12 protein-coding genes are annotated in these 19,530 nt (G+C 54.3%); 4 read left to right on the plus strand and 8 right to left on the minus strand.

Features of this window, described 5'->3' with window-relative positions; all coding sequences use genetic code 11:
* Positions 1-105: 105 nt before the first annotated feature.
* Positions 106-2,718 carry an aminopeptidase N gene (gene pepN, locus Y71_RS17835; RefSeq protein WP_007374164.1) on the minus strand — a complete coding sequence of 871 codons (2,613 nt, stop codon included), beginning with the start codon at positions 2,716-2,718 and terminating at the stop codon, positions 106-108.
* A gap of 264 nt (positions 2,719-2,982) precedes the next feature.
* Between pepN and pncB the strand changes: the two genes are divergently transcribed.
* From pncB to Y71_RS17860, 4 genes are all read left to right on the plus strand, one after another.
* Positions 2,983-4,185, plus strand: coding sequence for a nicotinate phosphoribosyltransferase (gene pncB, locus Y71_RS17840; protein WP_007374163.1), 1,203 nt, complete (start codon positions 2,983-2,985; stop codon positions 4,183-4,185).
* Between the two features lie 161 nt (positions 4,186-4,346).
* The gene (gene asnS, locus Y71_RS17845) at positions 4,347-5,747 is read left to right on the plus strand and encodes an asparagine--tRNA ligase (protein WP_007374162.1); all 1,401 of its coding nucleotides are present in this window, start codon (positions 4,347-4,349) and stop codon (positions 5,745-5,747) included.
* 602 nt (positions 5,748-6,349) lie between these two features.
* A complete protein-coding gene (ompF, locus tag Y71_RS17850) occupies positions 6,350-7,456 on the plus strand; it encodes a porin OmpF (protein WP_035885850.1) in 1,107 nt (368 codons plus the stop codon).
* Between the two features lie 187 nt (positions 7,457-7,643).
* On the plus strand, positions 7,644-8,834 hold the full coding sequence (locus Y71_RS17860; protein ID WP_007374159.1) for an amino acid aminotransferase: 1,191 nt from the start codon (positions 7,644-7,646) through the stop codon (positions 8,832-8,834).
* 45 nt (positions 8,835-8,879) lie between these two features.
* Here the strand turns inward: Y71_RS17860 and Y71_RS17865 are convergent, their stop codons facing one another.
* The 7 genes from Y71_RS17865 to cmoM all read right to left on the minus strand — a co-directional run bounded on the left by Y71_RS17865 (position 8,880) and on the right by cmoM (position 19,516).
* Complete coding sequence (locus tag Y71_RS17865; RefSeq protein WP_007374158.1) at positions 8,880-9,527, minus strand: MBL fold metallo-hydrolase; 648 nt, start codon at positions 9,525-9,527, stop codon at positions 8,880-8,882.
* Between the two features lie 16 nt (positions 9,528-9,543).
* Positions 9,544-10,092, minus strand: coding sequence for a peptidoglycan L,D-endopeptidase MepK (gene mepK / locus Y71_RS17870; protein ID WP_007374157.1), 549 nt, complete (start codon positions 10,090-10,092; stop codon positions 9,544-9,546).
* A gap of 188 nt (positions 10,093-10,280) precedes the next feature.
* Complete coding sequence (gene ldtD, locus Y71_RS17880; protein ID WP_007374156.1) at positions 10,281-12,089, minus strand: L,D-transpeptidase; 1,809 nt, start codon at positions 12,087-12,089, stop codon at positions 10,281-10,283.
* A gap of 184 nt (positions 12,090-12,273) precedes the next feature.
* Positions 12,274-16,722, minus strand: coding sequence for a chromosome partition protein MukB (mukB, locus tag Y71_RS17885; protein WP_007374154.1), 4,449 nt, complete (start codon positions 16,720-16,722; stop codon positions 12,274-12,276).
* Entirely contained in the window at positions 16,722-17,426 is a 705-nt protein-coding gene (gene mukE, locus Y71_RS17890) for a chromosome partition protein MukE (RefSeq protein ID WP_007374153.1), read from the minus strand. Before mukE ends, mukB begins: the two co-directional genes overlap by 1 nt.
* A complete protein-coding gene (mukF, locus tag Y71_RS17895) occupies positions 17,407-18,729 on the minus strand; it encodes a chromosome partition protein MukF (protein WP_007374152.1) in 1,323 nt (440 codons plus the stop codon). The genes mukE and mukF overlap by 20 nt, the downstream gene beginning before the upstream one ends.
* Positions 18,722-19,516 (minus strand): tRNA uridine 5-oxyacetic acid(34) methyltransferase CmoM, encoded by a 795-nt coding sequence (gene cmoM / locus Y71_RS17900; protein WP_007374151.1) that lies wholly within the window; start codon positions 19,514-19,516, stop codon positions 18,722-18,724. The genes mukF and cmoM overlap by 8 nt, the downstream gene beginning before the upstream one ends.
* Between the last annotated feature and the right edge of the window lie 14 nt (positions 19,517-19,530).

The raw sequence follows: 19,530 nt of genomic DNA on the forward strand, positions 1-19,530 counted from the left end.
TGGGCAGGCAGAAAGCCTGCCACGCTGAATAGCAGCCGGATGACGGCTGCGTCTTATCCAACCGATAGAGGCCCGGTAAACACTGTGCCACCGGGCCATACAGCATCACGCCAGCGCTTTGCTGACTTTCTCAAACAGATCGCCGGAGAGATTCGGCAGCGCTTTCAGCTGTTCCAGTGCTGCACGCATTAGCGCCTGACGTTTGCTGTCATAACGTTTCAGGCGGATCAGCGGCTCAATCAAACGCGATGCCACTTGCGGGTTGCGGCTGTTCAGCTCGGTTAACATTTCCACCAGGAACTGATAGCCGCTACCATCCTGCGCGTGGAACGCCGCCGGGTTGCTGCCAGCAAAGGCGCCGATCAGCGAGCGAATACGGTTCGGGTTGCTCAGAGAGAACGAGCGGTGTTTCAGCAGGCTGCGTACTGTTTCCAGCACGTTATCCGCCGGGCTTGTCGCCTGCAGGATGAACCATTTATCCATCACCAGACCGTCCTGATGCCACTTGTCATCGTACTCCTGCATCAGCGCATCGCGGCACGGAAGCTGCGCGGCAACAGCAGCAGAGAGCGCGGCCAGCGCATCCGTCATATTGTCCGCATCGTGGTACTGCTGGCTGACCAGCTTGTCGGCCAGCTGTGCATCGCCGAACGCCAGGTAGCGCAGCGCGGTGTTACGCAGGGAACGCTTGCCGATATCGGCATGTTCAACCTGGTAGCGGTCGAGTTTGTGAGCGTGATAAATCGCCAGGAACTCATCAGCCAGCTCTGTCGCCAGCGTACGGGTTAACGCTTCGCGAACGGCAGCAATCGCCAGCGGATCGATGATGTCAAACAGTTCGGCAATTTCATTCGCTGATGGCAGCGTGAGGATCTCAGCGGCCAGCGCCGGATCGATCTGCTCATCAAGCAAAATGGCGCGGAACGCGTCGGCAACATGCAGCGGCAGCGACAGCGCCTGGCCTTGCTGATGGCGCGCAACATTCAGTTTGATGTGCGTAGCCAGCAGGCTTTGCGCCGCGTCCCAACGCGAGAAATCATTGCTGGCATGACGCATCAGGAAGGTTAACTGCTGATCGCTCCATTTATATTCCAGTTTCACCGGCGCGGAAAACTCACGCAGCAGCGAGGGTACCGGCTGGAAGTAGATATTGTCGAAAATAAAGGTCTGCTCGGCCTGAGTGACATTCAGCACATGATGAACCGGGTGGCCATCTTTCTGCAGCGGGATCACCTTGCCTTCGTTATCGTACAGTTCGATATCGAACGGAATGTGCAGCGGCTGTTTCTCCTGCTGCTCGGCCGTTGGCGGTGTGCGCTGGCTGATGGTCAGCGTGTACTGCTCGGTATTCGGGTTGTAATCGTCAGACACCGTTACAATCGGCGTACCGGCCTGGCTGTACCAACGGCGGAAATGCGACAGATCGACATTCGACGCATCTTCCATCGCCTGCACGAAGTCGTCACAGGTCGCTGCGCTGCCGTCATGACGTTCAAAGTAGAGCTGCATCCCTTTCTGGAAATTCGCTTCGCCAAGCAGCGTGTGCATCATGCGGATCACTTCCGCACCCTTTTCATACACCGTCAGGGTATAGAAGTTATTCATCTCGATAACTTTGTCCGGACGGATCGGGTGCGCCATCGGGCTGGCGTCTTCGGCGAATTGCAGGCCGCGCATGGTGCGAACGTTGTTAATGCGGTTAACCGCGCGGGAACCCAGATCGGAGCTGAACTCCTGGTCGCGGAAGACTGTCAGCCCCTCTTTCAGGCTGAGCTGGAACCAGTCGCGGCAGGTCACGCGGTTACCGGTCCAGTTGTGAAAATATTCGTGGCCGATAACGCGCTCAATATCGAGATAATCTTTATCCGTAGCGGTATCGGTGCGGGCGAGAACGTATTTAGAATTGAAGATATTCAGCCCTTTATTCTCCATCGCCCCCATATTAAAGAAGTCGACAGCGACGATCATATAGATGTCAAGATCGTATTCCAGACCGAAACGCTGCTCATCCCACTTCATCGAGTTTTTCAGCGAGGTCATCGCCCACGGCGCGCGATCGAGGTTGCCGCGATCGACATACAGCTCCAGCGCGACTTCACGCCCGGAGCGGGTAGTAAAGGTATCGCGCAGGACGTCAAAATCACCGGCCACCAGCGCAAACAGATAGCACGGTTTCGGGAACGGATCCTGCCACTGTACCCAGTGACGGCCATTCTCCAGCTCGCCCTGCGCCACGCGGTTGCCGTTCGACAGCAGGAACGGGTAGCGGGATTTATCGGCGATCAGTTTGGTGGTAAAGCGGGCCAGCACGTCCGGGCGATCGAGATACCAGGTAATATGGCGGAAACCTTCGGCTTCACACTGCGTACACAGCGCTTCGCCGGACTGATAAAGCCCTTCCAGCGCGGTATTCGCCGCAGGGCTGATCTCATTCACAATGCGCAGAGTAAAGCGTTCCGGCAGGCCATCGAGAACCAGCTGGGAGCCTTCTTCTTTATAGTTGGTCCAGGGTTCATCATTAACATGCACTGAAATCAGTTTCAGCTCGCCGCCATCAAGGCGCAGCGGCGTCGCAGAGGCGCTATGGCGTGACACGGTACTTAATGCGGTAACGACGGTTTTTGCGGCATCAAGATCAAAGGTCAAGTCAATATCGCTAATCAGGTAATCCGGCGCACGGTAATCGTGGCGGTATTTGGCTTGTGGCTGTTGTGTCATAAAAAACCTTTAGCATCTTCTGTTTGGTTACGACTCCAGTCTATTCCGGTTGCCCAAATCGCGCCATGTAGAATGTTCATCTTTTCAGAGGGAAAAGCTCTGCTTGCTACATTTTTATAACAAGAGGCACAAAATGCCATCGACCCTTTCAGCACGATATGGTGTGATCAGGGTTCAATAACCTGGTAAACAAGGTATACTCCAGCGACGACCTGCTTTGTTTATTGTACTAAACGCTCCTGTAAGAGGATGCTACTGCGCACCATGACTCAACTCGCTTTCCCTGGTCTGCAAACGCTGCTGGATACCGACGCCTATAAGCTGCATATGCAGCAAGCGGTGTTCCATCATTATTATGACGTGCACGTCACGGCTGAATTCCGCTGCCGCGGCGACGATCTGCTGGGTATCTACGCCGATGCTATCCGCGAACAAGTTGATGCGATGCAGCATCTGCGCTTGCAGGATGACGAGTACCAGTGGCTCTCCGGCCTCCCCTTCTTCAAAACCGATTACCTCAACTGGCTGCGGGAGTTTCGTTACGATCCGCAACAGGTAACGATCACCAATGATAACGGCAAGCTGCATATCCGCCTTTCCGGGCCGTGGCGTGAAGTCATTATGTGGGAAGTTCCGCTGCTGGCGGTGATCAGTGAAGTGGTTCACCGCTGCCGCTCGCCGCAGGCTGGCGTGCAGCAGGCTCTGCTGCATCTGGAAGAAAAACTGGCTGATTTTGCTGTTCGCTCAGAACAGTTGGATATGTCCGGTTTCCGGCTGATGGATTTCGGCACCCGCCGTCGCTTCTCCCGCGATGTGCAGCAAGCGATTGTGGAACGTCTGCAACAGGAACCGTGGTTTATTGGCACCAGTAATTACGATCTGGCGCGTCGCCTGTCGCTGACGCCGATGGGTACACAGGCACATGAATGGTTCCAGGCGCACCAGCAAATCAGCCCGGATCTGGCCACCAGCCAGCGCGCGGCGTTAGCTGCATGGCTGGAGGAGTATCCCAACCAGTTGGGGATTGCGCTGACCGACTGCATTACGATGGATGCGTTTTTACGCGACTTCGGTGCAGAATTCGCCACGCGTTACCAGGGCCTGCGTCATGATTCAGGCGATCCGGTCGAATGGGGCGAAAAAGCCATTGCTCATTATGAAAAACTCGGCATCGATCCGCTGTCGAAGACGCTAATCTTCTCCGATAACCTCGATTTGACGAAAGCACTCGACCTCTATCGTCACTTTGCCTCCCGCGTTAAACTCGGTTTTGGTATCGGGACGCGTCTCACCTGCGATATTCCGGGCGTGAAGCCGCTCAATATTGTTATCAAGCTGGTGGAGTGCAATGGAAAACCGGTGGCGAAACTATCTGACAGCCCCGGCAAAACCATCTGCCACGATAAAGCCTTCGTCCGCGCGCTGCGCGAAGCCTTCGACCTGCCGCAAGTCAGAAAGGCCAGCTAATCACAAGGGAGCCGACGGCTCCCTTCTTTTTTCCGATAATTTATTAATGCTTCCTTGCTAATTCTGCTTGTCTGATGGCGCACGCCAGGTAACATAGAAAACCCCGTCTTTTTGGGCGGACAAAGTGTTTATTTTTTCCGACTATTAATAGAGAGAATATTATGAGCGTTGTGCCTGTAGCCGACGTATTCCATGGCCGCGTTGCCGTTGACAGTGAAGTCACCGTGCGCGGATGGGTACGCACCCGCCGAGATTCTAAAGCTGGTATCTCCTTCCTCGCCGTTTATGACGGCTCCTGCTTTAATCCTGTACAGGCCGTTATTAATAATTCTCTGCCCAATTACAATCAGGACGTTTTGCGTCTGACCACCGGTTGCTCAGTGATCGTCACCGGTAAAGTGGTTGCATCTCCGGGGGAAGGTCAGAGTCTGGAAATTCAGGCCACCTCTGTTGAAGTGACCGGCTGGGTTGAAGATCCGGATACCTATCCGATGGCGGCAAAACGCCACAGCATTGAGTATCTGCGTGAAGTTGCGCACCTGCGTCCGCGCACCAACCTGATTGGCGCGGTGGCCCGCGTTCGCCATACGCTGGCGCAGGCGCTGCATCGTTTCTTCGACGAGCAGGGCTTTTTCTGGGTCTCCTCACCGCTGATTACCGCATCGGATACCGAAGGTGCCGGCGAAATGTTCCGCGTCTCCACGCTGGACATGGAAAACCTGCCACGTACCGCAGAAGGCAAAGTCGATTTTGATAAGGACTTTTTCGGCAAAGAAGCTTTCCTTACCGTTTCTGGCCAGTTGAACGCCGAAACATATGCCTGCGCGCTGTCAAAAGTGTATACCTTCGGCCCGACCTTCCGCGCTGAAAACTCCAATACCAGCCGCCACCTGGCAGAGTTCTGGATGCTGGAACCGGAAATCGCTTTTGCCAATCTCGACGATAACGCCCGTCTGGCAGAAGCCATGCTGAAATATGCCTTCAAAGCAGTGCTGGAAGAGCGTCTCGACGATCTGAAGTTCTTCGAGGAGCGCGTAGATAAAGACGCAATTGGCCGTCTTGAGCGTTTCATCGCAGCGGATTTCGCGCAGGTGGACTACACCGATGCTGTCGCTATTCTTGAAAAATGCGGCGAGAAATTCGAGAACCCGGTTTACTGGGGCGTTGACCTGGCCTCCGAGCATGAACGCTATCTGGCAGAGAAACACTTTAAAGCGCCGGTGGTAGTGAAAAACTACCCGAAAGATATTAAAGCATTCTATATGCGCCTGAACGATGACGGTAAAACCGTTGCCGCGATGGACGTGCTGGCGCCGGGCATCGGTGAAATCATCGGTGGTTCACAGCGTGAAGAGCGTCTTGATGTGCTGGATGCGCGTATGGCCGAAATGGGTCTGAATAAAGAAGACTACTGGTGGTATCGCGATCTGCGTCGTTACGGCACGGTTCCACACTCTGGTTTCGGTCTCGGCTTCGAGCGTCTGATCGCCTATGTCACTGGTGTACAGAACGTTCGTGACGTGATTCCGTTCCCGCGCACGCCGCGCAGCGCGACATTCTGATAAACATAAAAAGCCAGCTTCAACGCTGGCTTTTTTCTTATCCTTTTCCTGTCAACTTTCGTTAACAACTTTTCGACATCCTCGTCGGCAATCCCTCCCCCCCTTACCTTTCTTTGCACATTTTTACGCCTGAAATAAGTCTGAACAAAAAACGACCGGCGGAGTTATTGCGGGATATGTCTGGCTGTTAATTAGCACATTTGGACAAAAAACACACAGCTATCCGGATGGCTAAACTCTGTCATAAGAAAAAGCAAGATGAGAATGGTTCCGGACCAGGAAAAGCTATTATCTCAATTAAATATAAGTAATTCATATAAATAGGAATGGGAGTGCCGTTTTTATCAGCGGTTGGTGCTGAACTTTGAGATGGTTCACAAAGTTCCCTTAAATTCATACTTTTTTACACAATATTTCTTTTTGTTACCGCTTTAAGACATTTGTAGCACTTTCAGGCTAGCGAAACGATTATATGTTTGGAAAGATGCCTCTCAGACACAGAAAGACACCAAACTCTCATCAATAGTTCCGTAAATTTTTATTGACGGAAATTATTGGCGGCAGTGGCAGGTGTCCAAAAAAACCAATGAGGGTAATAAATAATGATGAAGCGCAATATCCTGGCAGTGGTTATCCCTGCCCTGCTGGTAGCGGGTGCAGCTAACGCTGCTGAGATCTATAACAAAGATGGCAACAAAGTAGATATCTACGGTAAAGCTGTAGGTCTGCACTACTTCACCAAAGACAACGGTAGCGATGGCTACGCTGGCAATGGTGACAAAACTTACGCTCGTCTGGGCTTTAAAGGCGAAACCAAAATCAACGACCAGCTGACCGGCTACGGCCAGTGGGAATACAACTTCCAGGGTAACAACTCTGAAGGTGGTACTGATGTTCAAGATGGTAACAAAACCCGTCTGGCATTTGCTGGTCTGAAAGCTGGCGACGCAGGTTCTTTCGACTACGGTCGTAACTACGGTCTGGTATACGATGCAATCGGTGTAACCGATATGCTGCCAGAATTCGGTGGTGATACCAGCAACAGCGACAACTTCTTCTCTGGTCGTCAGGGTGGTCTGGCTACTTACCGTAACAGCAACTTCTTCGGTCTGGTTGACGGTCTGAACTTCGGTGTCCAGTACCTGGGCAAAAACGAGCGTTCTGACGCAACTCGTTCCAACGGCGACGGCTGGGCGACTTCTTTAAGCTATGACTTCGAAGGCTTCGGTATCGTTGGTGCTTATGGCGCGGCTGACCGTACTAACGCTCAGCAAGCTCTGACCGCCTTTGGTACCTCCGGCGAAAAAGCTGAGCAGTGGGCTGTTGGTCTGAAATATGACGCTAACAACATCTACCTGGCTGCTATGTACGAAGAAACCCGCAACGCGACTCGTCTGGATACCACGCTGCCAAGCGGTGTTGCACAGAATGGCTTCCTGAACAAAACTCAGGATTTCTCCGTTGTTGCACAGTACCAGTTCGATTTCGGTCTGCGTCCGTCCATCGCTTACTACAAATCTAAAGCGAAAGATGTTGACGGTATTGGTAGCGAAGACTTCATCAACTACGTAGAAGTGGGCGCAACCTACTACTTCAACAAAAACATGTCCACCTATGTTGACTACATCATCAACCAGATTGATAAAGACAACAAACTGGGCGTAGGTTCTGACGACACCGTTGCAGTTGGTATCGTTTACCAGTTCTAATCAGTCACCCCTCGACTGTTATATGCATATCAAACAGGGCTCCGGCCCTGTTTTTTTATGCCTGAAACAAAAATGCCGACGACTTTTGAAAAGCATCGCGCTTTTTATCGCAAACGGTTGGCAATTCTTGCGTCAGCCGTTACCCTGATAGCGGATCTCCCTTCTGTCATCAAAATGGAACCTCGTCATGTTTGAGAATATAACCGCTGCCCCTGCCGACCCTATTCTGGGTCTGGCCGATCTGTTTCGTGCCGATGAACGCCCCAATAAAATCAACTTAGGGATCGGTGTTTATAAAGATGAAACCGGCAAGACCCCGGTATTAACCAGCGTGAAGAAAGCAGAACAGTACCTGCTGGAAAATGAAGCCACCAAGAACTACCTCAGCATTGATGGTATTCCTGAGTTTGGCCGTTGCACCCAGGAACTGCTGTTCGGCAAAGGCAGCGCGATTATCAATGACAAACGTGCACGTACCGCACAGACTCCGGGCGGCACCGGCGGGCTGCGCGTCGCGGCAGATTTCCTTGCCAAAAACACCTCCGTTAAGCGCGTCTGGGTAAGCAATCCAAGCTGGCCGAACCATAAAGGCGTCTTTAACTCCGCTGGCCTCGAAGTCTGCGAATATAACTATTACGATGCGCAGAACCATGCGCTGGATTTCGACGGCATGCTGGCGAGCCTGAACAATGCGCAAGCTGGCGATGTGGTGCTGTTCCATGGTTGCTGCCATAACCCGACGGGTATCGATCCTACACTTGAGCAGTGGGAAACACTGGCGAAACTCTCCATTGAGAAAGGCTGGTTGCCGCTGTTCGATTTCGCCTATCAGGGGTTTGCCCGCGGTCTGGAAGAAGATGCTGAAGGCCTGCGTGCGTTCGCAGCGCTGCATAAAGAATTTCTCGTCGCCAGCTCATTCTCCAAAAACTTCGGTCTCTACAGCGAGCGTGTCGGCGCCTGTACGCTGGTCGCGGCGGATGCAGAAAGCGCCGATCGCGCCTTCAGCCAGATGAAATCCGTGATCCGCGCCAACTACTCCAATCCACCAGCACATGGCGCTTCTATCGTGGCAACCATTCTCAGCAATGACGCACTGCGCGCGATCTGGGAACAGGAGCTGACCGATATGCGCCAGCGTATTCAGCGTATGCGCCTGCTGTTTGTGAATACGCTGCAGGAGAAAGGGGCTAATCGCGATTTCAGCTTTATTACCCGTCAGAACGGTATGTTCTCGTTCAGCGGCCTGACTAAAGAGCAGGTGCTGCGTTTGCGCGAAGAGTTTGGCATTTACGCTGTCGCTTCCGGGCGTATTAACGTCGCAGGTATGACGCCGGATAATATGTCGCCGCTGTGCGAAGCAATTGTCGCCGTGCTGTAAAATGTCACGCATGCAGAAAGGGTCGCCGAAGCGACCCTTTTTTATTTACCACACCGGTAATTCATCCTGCAGGAACGGGTTGTGCAGCCGTTCATTGCCCAGCGTCGACATTGGCCCGTGTCCAGGAATAAAGGTGATGTCATCGCCAAGAGGCAGCAATTTACGTTTGATTGAATCAATCAACTGCGCATGATTCCCCTGCGGGAAATCGCTGCGCCCAACGCCGCCTTTAAAGATCACATCGCCAGAAACCAGCAAACGCGACTGCGCATCAAAAAACACCACATGTCCCGGCGTATGACCCGGGCAATGCAATACCTGTAATGTCACCTTACCGACGGTAACCGTATCGCCTTCATTTAACCAGCGGTCGGGCGTCAGCGGCGGGCAATCATCCAGACCAAACATCCGGCTTTGGGCGGGCAGCCCCTGCAACCAGAACTCATCATTTTTTTCCGGGCCAATAATCGGCACATCGTAATGCTGCGCCACTTCGGCTGCCGCACCCACATGATCAAGATGACCATGCGTGAGCAGAACTTGCGTCAGCGTCACGCCGGAAGCATCCACTTCGGCGATAATACGCTGTGCATCACCGCCAGGATCGACCACGGCGGCAAGTTGAGTCTGTTCACACCAGATTAACGAACAATTCTGTGAGAACGCGGTAACCGGAATAATACGATAGTTCATACTGCTCCTCTGAGGTTTACCAGTGCCGCACCGGCCCGGTATCAATATGCACAAAGTTGCTGCTGGGGTAGTATCCTACACCACCCGCGCGCAGAGATAACGCTGCTTTGCGAATATTACTCAGAGCAATCCCTTCAATATGGAAATCCATGGCCTGGCCTTTGGTGTGGTAACTCTGTTTCGCCACGCCGCGGCTGTGCGCGCGTAGTTCATTATTGGTATCAACAGAACGATAGCCGGAAATGAGTTGCACAGGCTTGCGTGTTCCCAGCAGCCCCTGCAGGCGAAAGAGGTGGTCAAACAGTTGAGGATCGATGGTTTTAATTTTATTCGCGCGGTAATCACGGAAAAAATGATTCAGTTTTGCTAATTCATCCTGAATATAGCCTCTGCCATCAAAGAACTCAGCTTTAATAGACTCTCCGGTATTCAGATTATTCAGCGTCAGAATACGCGGTCGTGGCGTGGAAAGGGTAGCAAACGCCTGCGTTGGTAACATGGCGGCGCCAAGAGCAACCCCACCCAACGCCAGCAGTTTGCGGCGATTAGCGTCAAATTTATCCATGATAATAAATTCTATAGATAAGCAAAGTTAAACGTAATTTATGCACTTCTTTAGCGCACGAAAGGCACCTTACCGGGCTATAAACGCCGCGTCAAGGCAGCCTCCCCCCAGCAACGACGGGCTTTGGAGCTTACAAAGCCCGTTTATTGCCAGTTATTACGACAATGCTATTTGCCAAACTGCTTCATTTATCTGATTAATTGTTCAGCTTTTGGCAAGATTTGTGCGCCCGATCGCGCAGTAAGATCGTAATTGTAAATATCTGTACGATACTGCGTGCGACCATCGGCCCCCACAAACGCGGTCAGATAGTAGAGATTAACGGGGATATTGTGTCGAATATTCACGTAGCGGGTATCTCCCTGCTTTAAGGCATCGGAGATACGCGTATCGTTCCATCCGGCATCCTGCAGCAACATATTTGCCAGTTCAGACGCCTTATTCACCCGCACGCAGCCAGAACTCAGTGCCCGCGTCTCTTTCTGGAACAGGTTATGGTTCGGCGTGTCATGCAAATAGATGGCATCAGAGCTCGGCATATTGAATTTATAACGGCCAAGGGAGTTCTGTACGCCTGGCGCCTGCTGGAAACGGAACGGTAAATTCGATGGCGTGATCGTCGCCCAATCAACCATTGACGGGTCGATGGCCTCTTTGCTGTTCCAGCCGCGCAGCACGGTATAACCGTGGCGTTCAAGGTATGTCGGATCGTTCAGAACCTTCGGAAGAATATCCTGGCGCGCCAGCGTCGGCGGTACATTCCACGGCGGATTGACCACCACATTGTTCAGTGCGCTGCTCATCATCGGCGTTTTGCGATCGGGACGTCCGACAATCACCCGCGACGCCAGCACCTGGCTGCCGTTGAGATAATAAACCAGCGAGTATTCCGGAATATTCACCATAATGCCGGTGGAAAGCGTCGCCGGCAGCAAACGCAGCCGTTGGATATTGAGCGCCAGTAATGCAGCGCGCTGCGACGGGCTGACATTCAGCCAGTCACGTGTGCCCTGACCAATCACGCCATCGGCATGCAGCCCCTGCCAGGCCTGAAAGCGTTTTACGGCCTCAACCAGTTGCCGATCGTAAGCCGCAGCACGCGTCGGTGTTTTTTTCCTGGTCGATGCTGGGGAGGATGTGCTGACCGCTACCTGATCGCCTGGCAGCACGATGTTCGGCCCACCCTCCAGCATGCCGGTACGTTGCAGGATCTCACGCAACGCAGGAACATCGTTGCTCCACTGTCCTGGTCGCAGCGTGACGTTACTGGCGATTTGCGGCCACGGGCGAGAATCCCCCACCAGCGTCAGCAATGACTGGTGCATGGCGGCATATTGCGGATGGTGTGGCGCAAGGCTCTGGATGAATGACGGCAGCGAACCGTTATCCAGCGCCAGTTGCCATTGATTGATCACTGAAATCGCCGGTGTTGCCAGCGCATAGGGTTTGTCGCTATAAAGCCAGCGCTGGCCTTTCGCCTGAATACCGGCAACAAAATGCAGATAGCCCAGCATGGCGTCAGAGAGCACCACATCACGCGCCATACCGGAAACACCCGGGTCGGTTAACAGCTCAACCCAGGTGGTAAATTGCGGCTGGAAACCGGCAATCGCCACTTCCGCCAGTTGCTGTTGAAACGCCTGCACCGCATCGCGGTTATCCCACATGGGTTTCTGGCCGCGCGCCGCATACAGGGCCGCCAGTTGATTCATATAGATGGGTGTCCAGTTGGCAGGCAATTGCGACTGCAACTGTGCGCGAACATCTGCCACAGAAACATCGGCAGGATAAGGCTTCACGCCGATTAACATAGCGGTAGCAGGCGATTGTGCCTGCGGCTGCTGTAACACGGTCGGCTGATCGCCCGGCGTGGCGGAACTATCAACCGGCACCATTTCAGGCTCATCGGCCTGTACGCTGAACAGTGGAGCAAATGCCAGTGCCAGGCACAAACTCAGCGCTGACATCCGACGACCATTTAACTTCTTAAGCAACATCCCTTGCCCCCTGTTTCTCTCACATTGCTCGTGACGTGTGCGTCACCTTTTTTCAGTATATAAAGACAAAAAAGCATTTGCCTTGCCTAATGTAAAGAAATTTAAAGATGAAACACAGGCCGCAGCGCCCCTTTCTGTAATAAAAAAGGCGACATCGCTGTCGCCTTTGTAATCTGCCCGACCGTTAAGAGGCATCCGCCGTACCAGGGAGCGTTTCCGGCAGTTGGGCGGCAAAACCGCGCAGCCCCACGACGTGTACATGCTCATGATTCTGGAAGACTTTACGCACCAGTTTGTAGGTGGTGCCTTTTTCCGGACTGATATTTTCCGGTGCTGCGATAATCAGCTGCATCTCCAGACGTTCGCACAGCTCAAACAGCGTTGCGATGGAGCGGGCATCAAGACGCGCCGCTTCGTCGAGGAACAGCAGTCGGCACGGTGAAATGTCTTTGCCGCGCAGACGACGGGCTTCGTCTTCCCAGCTCTGCACCACCATCACCAGAATCGACATCCCGGTACCGATCGCTTCACCAGTCGACAGCGCGCCCGATTCCGCGCGCAGCCAGCCGTCGGAACCGCGGTTAACCTCCACTTCCATCTCCAGATAGTTGCGGTAGTCGAGCAGCTCTTCACCGATGGTTTGCGGCGTCCGCTGGCCCATATCGATTTGCGGGTTCAGACGCTGATAGAGTTTCGCCAGCGCTTCCGAGAAGGTCAGGCGGTTACTGTTAAACAGATCCTGATGCTGTTCATGTTGTTCAGAAAGCACCGTCAGCAACGTCGCGTGGGTTTCCCGCACGTTCACGTTCAGCCGCACGCTTTTGACCTGACCAAACGAAACGCTTTGCAGCCCCTGGTTCAGCATGCGAATACGGTTCTGCTCACGCTGAATGGTTTTGCGGATAATGTTCGCTACGCTGCGGGAGCTGATAGCCAGCTTCTGCTCGCGCGAGGTCAGCTCTTCCGTCAGACGGCTCAGCTCGATCTCCATCTGTTCGATCGCTTCAACCGGATCGTCAGTGCGAATAATATCCTGACGGATACGTTCGCGCAGATGCTGATACACCGCGACAAAGAACTGGATCTTACGTTCCGGACGCTTCGGATCTTCCGACATACGCAGCACATCGCGCAGATGTTCGTTATCCGCCACCGCCAGACGCAGCGCACCCAGCGCTTTATCCGACATGGATCGCAGTTCGTCAGCAGAGAGATAGGCCAGCTCGCGACGGTGCAGACGGCGCTCGACGCCATTGTCTTTCACCATGCGCATCACCGCACACCAGCCCGCTTTTGCCGTGACCACCTGCTCGCGCATTTCGTGATAATCGCGCTCCAGGCGACGCAGTTTGCGGGTCAGGTTATCCATCTCCGCTTCACAGAAGGTGAGCGCTTTTTCCAGTTGGTTGCGACGCGCACGGTTCGTGGAAAGTTGCGTATGCAGTTCATCACGGCGAATACGCGCCCGCTCTTCCGCGCCGCCGTCGGCGCGCACGCCGATCTCCTGCAACTCTTTTTGCAGATCGTTAAGCAGCTCTTTTTTGGTATCAAACGAACTTTTCAGTGAAGCCAGCACCTGGTTGTACTGGCTGAACTGCGCGGCGTGGCTGCGCATCGCTTCACGCGCCCGGGTACGTTCGGCTTCAGCCTGCTCCAGACGCTGACGCAGCTTCTCGTTCAGATCGTTATTGCCGTTGAACATCTCCGCCGAATCGGAGTAGCTGAAGTGCGCTCGGCGCTGTACCACTTCCGCCAGCACAAACGCTTGCTGACGAGCGTCGCGTTGCACCTGTTGGGATGCGGCATAATCGGCTTTTAACTGCTCGAACTGTTCCGGGTCGCTTTGCAGTACCGAAACGACCGGTTCCAGTTTTGCCAGTTGGTTGCCAAACTGCTGAATAAAGCGCGCGGCTTCCTGCGCTTCGTCCAGGCGTTCCTGTATTTCATCAACACGATCGGCCAGCGTATCGTCAGCCAGCAAATTCACGCGCGGCAGCAGGCGGTTAAGCTGGGCAACGCCCTCTTTCGCCTGCTCAAACTGCACGCGGTTTTGCTGGTTGTCATTTTCATGGTTGCTGATAGCACGTTCCAGCTCGCCGCGGCGACTGTTGAGCGTGCGGATTTCCGCTTCCGGATCGTCCTCAAAGGCAACCGCCAGATGGCTGCCGATAAAGCGGCTGAATGCCTGATGCAGACGCTGCGTTTTTTGCACATCGAAAGAGAGCGTCGCAAAACGCTCGGCCAACTCTTCACGCTCGGCGTGCAGGCTTTCGATACGGCTTTCTCGCGCCGCACGACCAAACAGCGGCAGCGTCGGGAAACGCGAATAACGCCACTGGCGATCGGCAATTTTCACCACCACCGCTTTTTCCAGCTCGTCGACGGCGAACACGCTATCGTCGAAGGATTGCGGATCCCCTTCAATCAGATAGAGATCTTCCGGGCAATCTTCCAGCCCTTCCAGCATCTCCGCCACCTGCGACAAATCAGGAACCACGATGGCGTGACGCGACGGGCCATACAGCGCTGAATAATAGGGCGCATCATCAATACTGACATCGTCATAAATTTCCGACAGCAACACACCGCCGAAGCGTTCCGCCAGCGCGTTCAGACGACTATCTTCCGCGCCGCCAGGCTGGCTTAAACGTTCAATTTCATCATCAACAGCACGTTTACGCGCGCCAACTTCATCACGCTCAACGATCGCTTCGCGTTCACGCTCCAGCAATTGTTGCAGGTATTCCGTTACTTGCTGGCCAGATTCGAACGCTTCGCCGCTCTGCTCGCTCAGTTGCGTCAGGCTGCTCTGCGCCGCCAGCCATACCGGCGCGCGTTTGGTTAGCGTCTGAATGCGCGATTGCAGTTGTTCCAGCTCCTGGCGCAGCGCAAGACGCTGTTCACCGGCAGCGGCAACGTTATCGGAAAGCGCAGCAATTTGCGCCTCCAGCTCCTGATGCAGGTTATCCAGCTCTTCGACGTCATACTGTTTGCCCTGACGCTTGCAGAACTCGGCGAACAGGCGCTCGGCTTCCTGCTGCTCGCGCAGACGCTGTTCCAGCTCGTTCAGACGCATGCGCAGCGGCTGCACCTGTTCAGCCAGATGGCGCTGATTTACCCCATCGCGCAGCAACTCGCGCGCCACTTCCCAGGCTTCATTACGCGCCAGCGGACCGTTGATGGCGGCCACCAGTTGATAAGCCTGCTCGAACTGGCTGTGCGCGGTCTGCGCAACGCTTAATTTCTGATCCAGCGACAGCAGTTTTTCGGTCGCTTCCTGCTCTTTGGCCTGGAAAGTTTCCAGCCATTCAGCAGCGGTTTCCGACGTCAGATCCGGCAGACGGCACAGATCTTTTGCCCGCTCCAGCGCCTGCAACGCCTGGTTGTACTGGATAGCGCGGGTTTGCTGTACATCCAGCGCCTGCTGGTAATCGGCAAGCTGGTTTTTCAGCTCATCCACTTCCAGCTCGGCGGCTTCAGCGCGGGCTTCGTTCTCTTCCTGGCGCTCGGCGGCTTCAGCCACCACTTCATGCTGCTCTTCGAGACGAATCTGTAACTCTTCGAGATCCGATTCGTAGCGCTCGATTTTTTCCTGCTGCCGCAGCGCCGTTTGCACCAGGTTCAGGTGATCGCTGGCCGCCTGGTAATCGGCTTCCAGATCGCCTTCCGCACCAGCATGCTCTGCCAGTTCGCGCGCCATATCGACATGCTTATACTGCTCGGTCGCCAGCTGCTGGCGCGAGGTAAACAGATCCCGGCGGAACTCCAGCGCTTTATCCAGATGCACGCGGCGCTCATTGGCGTGGCGCATATAATCCGCTGCCACATAGTTGGTGGCTTCGCTGATCAAATGTTTGAACAGATCGCGATCCGACTGAGTCACGCGAATCGCTTCCAGCGTCATTCGGTTTTCGCGCAGCGCCGCTTCCATATCCTGGAACGCTTTACGCACGCCGCTGTTTTCCGGCAACAGATAGTCGCGCAGCGAACGGGTGATGGCGCTGGAAATCCCGCCGTACAGCGAGGCTTCGATCAGGCGATAGAATTTGCTGCGATCCGATGCGGAACGCAGACGACGCGCGACAATGCCCAGATCGAACATCAGCGCGTGGTAATCAGTGATGGAGTTGAACTGCTTAAACTGCACACCTTCCATCGCATCCAGTTTGTCTTTCACTTCCTGTAACGACAGTACGCGCGCCTGGCGCTCGTTCAGCGTTTCAGTCAGCAACTGCGTTGGCAGGACGGAGGTCGGCAAGCCCTGAATGGCGAAAGGTTTAATATCCACTTTACGATCGCGCCCGGCGACCTGTTGCAGACGCACGCCCACCAGCACGCGCTGATGGCGGGAGTTGATCACATCCAGCACCGAATAGCAGACACCGGCTTTCAGCTTACCGTGCAGCCCTTTATCACGGGAGCCGGAGGTCGCGCCCGCTTCGGTGGTGTTACGGAAGTGCAGCAGCGTCAGATCGGGGATCAGCGCCGTAACAAACGCCGCCATGGTGGTGGATTTCCCGGCGCCGTTCCCCCCGGAAAGCGTGGTAACCAGCTCATCCAGGTCAAAGGTGCGGGCAAAAAAGCCGTTCCAGTTAATCAGCGTTAGCGAACGAAATTTACCGCGATCGATCATTACTCTTCCTCCGAGCTATCCGGCTGATTTTCTTCAGGCTCATCATTGAGCTGCAAGTGGTTTTCGACTGGCATGGCTTCACCATCGCGGATCATACGCAGTTGCGCTTCGCGCGGATCGTCGCCGGAGCGGACATCTGCGCCAAAGCGGAACACCGATTCCGTGATGCGGAATTTGCTGCTGTCATTGCCCATAAACCAGATCATGCCAAGGCGACGCAGACGGTTGAGCGAGGAGCGAACCTTTTCCTGCAACTTCTGCCGGTCAAGATCGGAGCCGGTTGAGCGGTTGTTGGCCAGTTTCAACAGTTTCGGTTCATCAGCCAGCGACAGCAGTTCGTCATACAACTCCTGCTGCGTGAAGATCCCTTCATTCGCCAGACGCTCCGGACTCAGGTACAGGTAGCAGAGAATTTTACCCACCATCATATCCAGCTCGGAAAGCACCGAACGCGGGATCAGCGTGGTGGAGCGCGGGCGCAGATAGAAGAAACCTTCCGGCGCACGGATCAGCTCAACGTTGTAACGCGCGTAAAACTCTTCCAGATACTCCTGAAAGTCCATCAAAAAGGCGTGATTATCCAGCTCGTCAAGGCCGATATGCCGTCCTGAGCGCAATGCGCTGTCGAGCGCCGGAAACAGTGGGTTAGCCAGCGCCTGCGCCAGTTTAACCGGCATCACTTGTTCAATATTTGTCGATGACATGCGCCTGTACCTTGGCTCCGTAATCATTAATCGGCTGCCATTTCGGCGGCAGTCCGGTGAAATCTGCTTGCGCTACGCCAAGACGTACCGCCTGATCGACGACAATACGCGCGATGTCGAAATGCCGGACACGCGGATACTGCGTCAGATATTCGCGGGCAACCAGCCCAAGATCCAGCGGCACACCTTTGGTTTTATAAATCGCCAGTTGCTGCTCAATCATTGCCGCCAGTTGCTCACGGATTTCATTAAACTCTTCAAATTCCAGATCCGGCGGCAGTTCGCCGGTTACCTCTTCATCGCGTAGCGCCATCTCTTCGTCGCGCATATCCAACAGCCTGTCGGCGTTGGCGTAGGTCAATGCCCACGGCGCATCAAAATAAGACTGCACCGACTGGCGCAGACGCTGAGCGAAGACACGGTTTTTATCCATATCGATAGCGGTACGGATAAATTTGTGCACGTGGCGGTCGTAACCGATCCACAGATCGATCGACTGCTGGCCCCAGCTCACGATGCGATCCAGCTTGCTTTGCAGGTTGAACACCAGTTGATCGAGGAACTCCAGATCGTCGCGGCCGACGGTGGCATCCTGAATGCTCAGCAGATTCGCCTGAAGTTTGTCTCCGGCGGCATCCAGCGTATCTTGCAATTCACGCAGTGTACCGGAGGTTTCTGACAGCAAAAGTTCACAGCTGGAAATGGCCGCCCGCCAGTCTTTATTCAGTAACTGGGCGATATCATCTTTCACCTGCTGTTGCTGTTCATCCATTAAGCGCTGGGTCAAATCGATGCTGTCGAAAATCTCCGCCACCGAATATTTCAGCGGCGCAAAGACGTTGCGATGCCAGTGAAATTCGTCACCGCCCTCTTCCGCCGCGTCAGCAGCGCGTTTTAGCTCGCTTGCCACAATCGACAACTGCATAGAGAGACGCAGCGTGGAGAATTCACGCTGGCGGATGTAGTAATCAGTGATGCCGATGCCTAGCGGCGTCAGGCGGTAGATCGCATTGCCTTCCACCAGTTCGCTGGTAAAGCGGTTTAATAAACGCTGACGCACCATGTCATTGATAGCGTTATTGGCGCGCTGAATGATAGTTTCGCTGGTTTGCTCAAACGCCTCGCTGACGTGACGAAACGCGTCCACCAGTTCACCTTCGCTCATCTCGCCATCAAGACGCTCACCGTTGAGCGTGGCGATAGCCAGCAAAAAAGAGAGCCTGTCGACCGGCAGCGAGATGGAGAAATCATTTTTCCTGGCCCAGGCAACCAGTTCGGGGACTGTCTGGGAAAATTCACTCATCGTTTGTCCTTCCATCGATTTGCGGCTTAAGTGCTGTCACGTGAATATAGCGGCCAAGGCTGATATACGGCTCCTGACGACAAAAGCGTGTTTCAAGCTCAAGCAATGCGTCAAAACAGTCGTGCTGTTGATGTTTTTCACGCAGATAATCGTGAAAAACCCGTACGCCGGTTTTACCGGTAATGTGCCAGCCAATCTGTTCGAGCCAGCCGTAAACGTCCGCAGGATTACGCGGATAGTCCGGGGAAAGGGTGCGTTTTTTACGTTTTGGCATACCTGCTTTCACGTAGTCGAAATTCCCTGCCACCATATTGTGCATTAGCAAACCGTCGGCATTATAAAACATCAACGACAACGCGCCGCCCGGGCGCAGTACCGACCACAATATTTCTAACGCAAATACTGGTTCTGCTACCCATTCAAGCACAGCATGGAACAATATCAGATCAACGGGCGATTCCAAATGCTCAGCCACATCCTGAACGGCGCATTGTACAAAATGCATGTTACCGCTCACACCTTTCGCCTCTGCTGCGGTTTGCGCGCGCGCGATCATCTCTTTCGACACATCGCACAGGGTAACGTGGTGGCCCAACTGCGCCATCCGAATCGCCGTTTGCCCTTCACCTCCGCCAGCATCCAGAACCCGCAACGGAACCTTGCCGCGCGTTGCCAGCAGCGCATCAAGATCCTGCCACAGGATCGCCTGACGCAACTGCCCTTTGGTGGTGCCGTAGATGTTGCGCGAGAATTTCTCCGCGATATCGTCGAAGTTACGATCCTGCATGCACGCTCCACGCT

The sequence above is a fragment of the Kosakonia radicincitans DSM 16656 genome (assembly GCF_000280495.2).
Lineage (GTDB): Bacteria > Pseudomonadota > Gammaproteobacteria > Enterobacterales > Enterobacteriaceae > Kosakonia > Kosakonia radicincitans.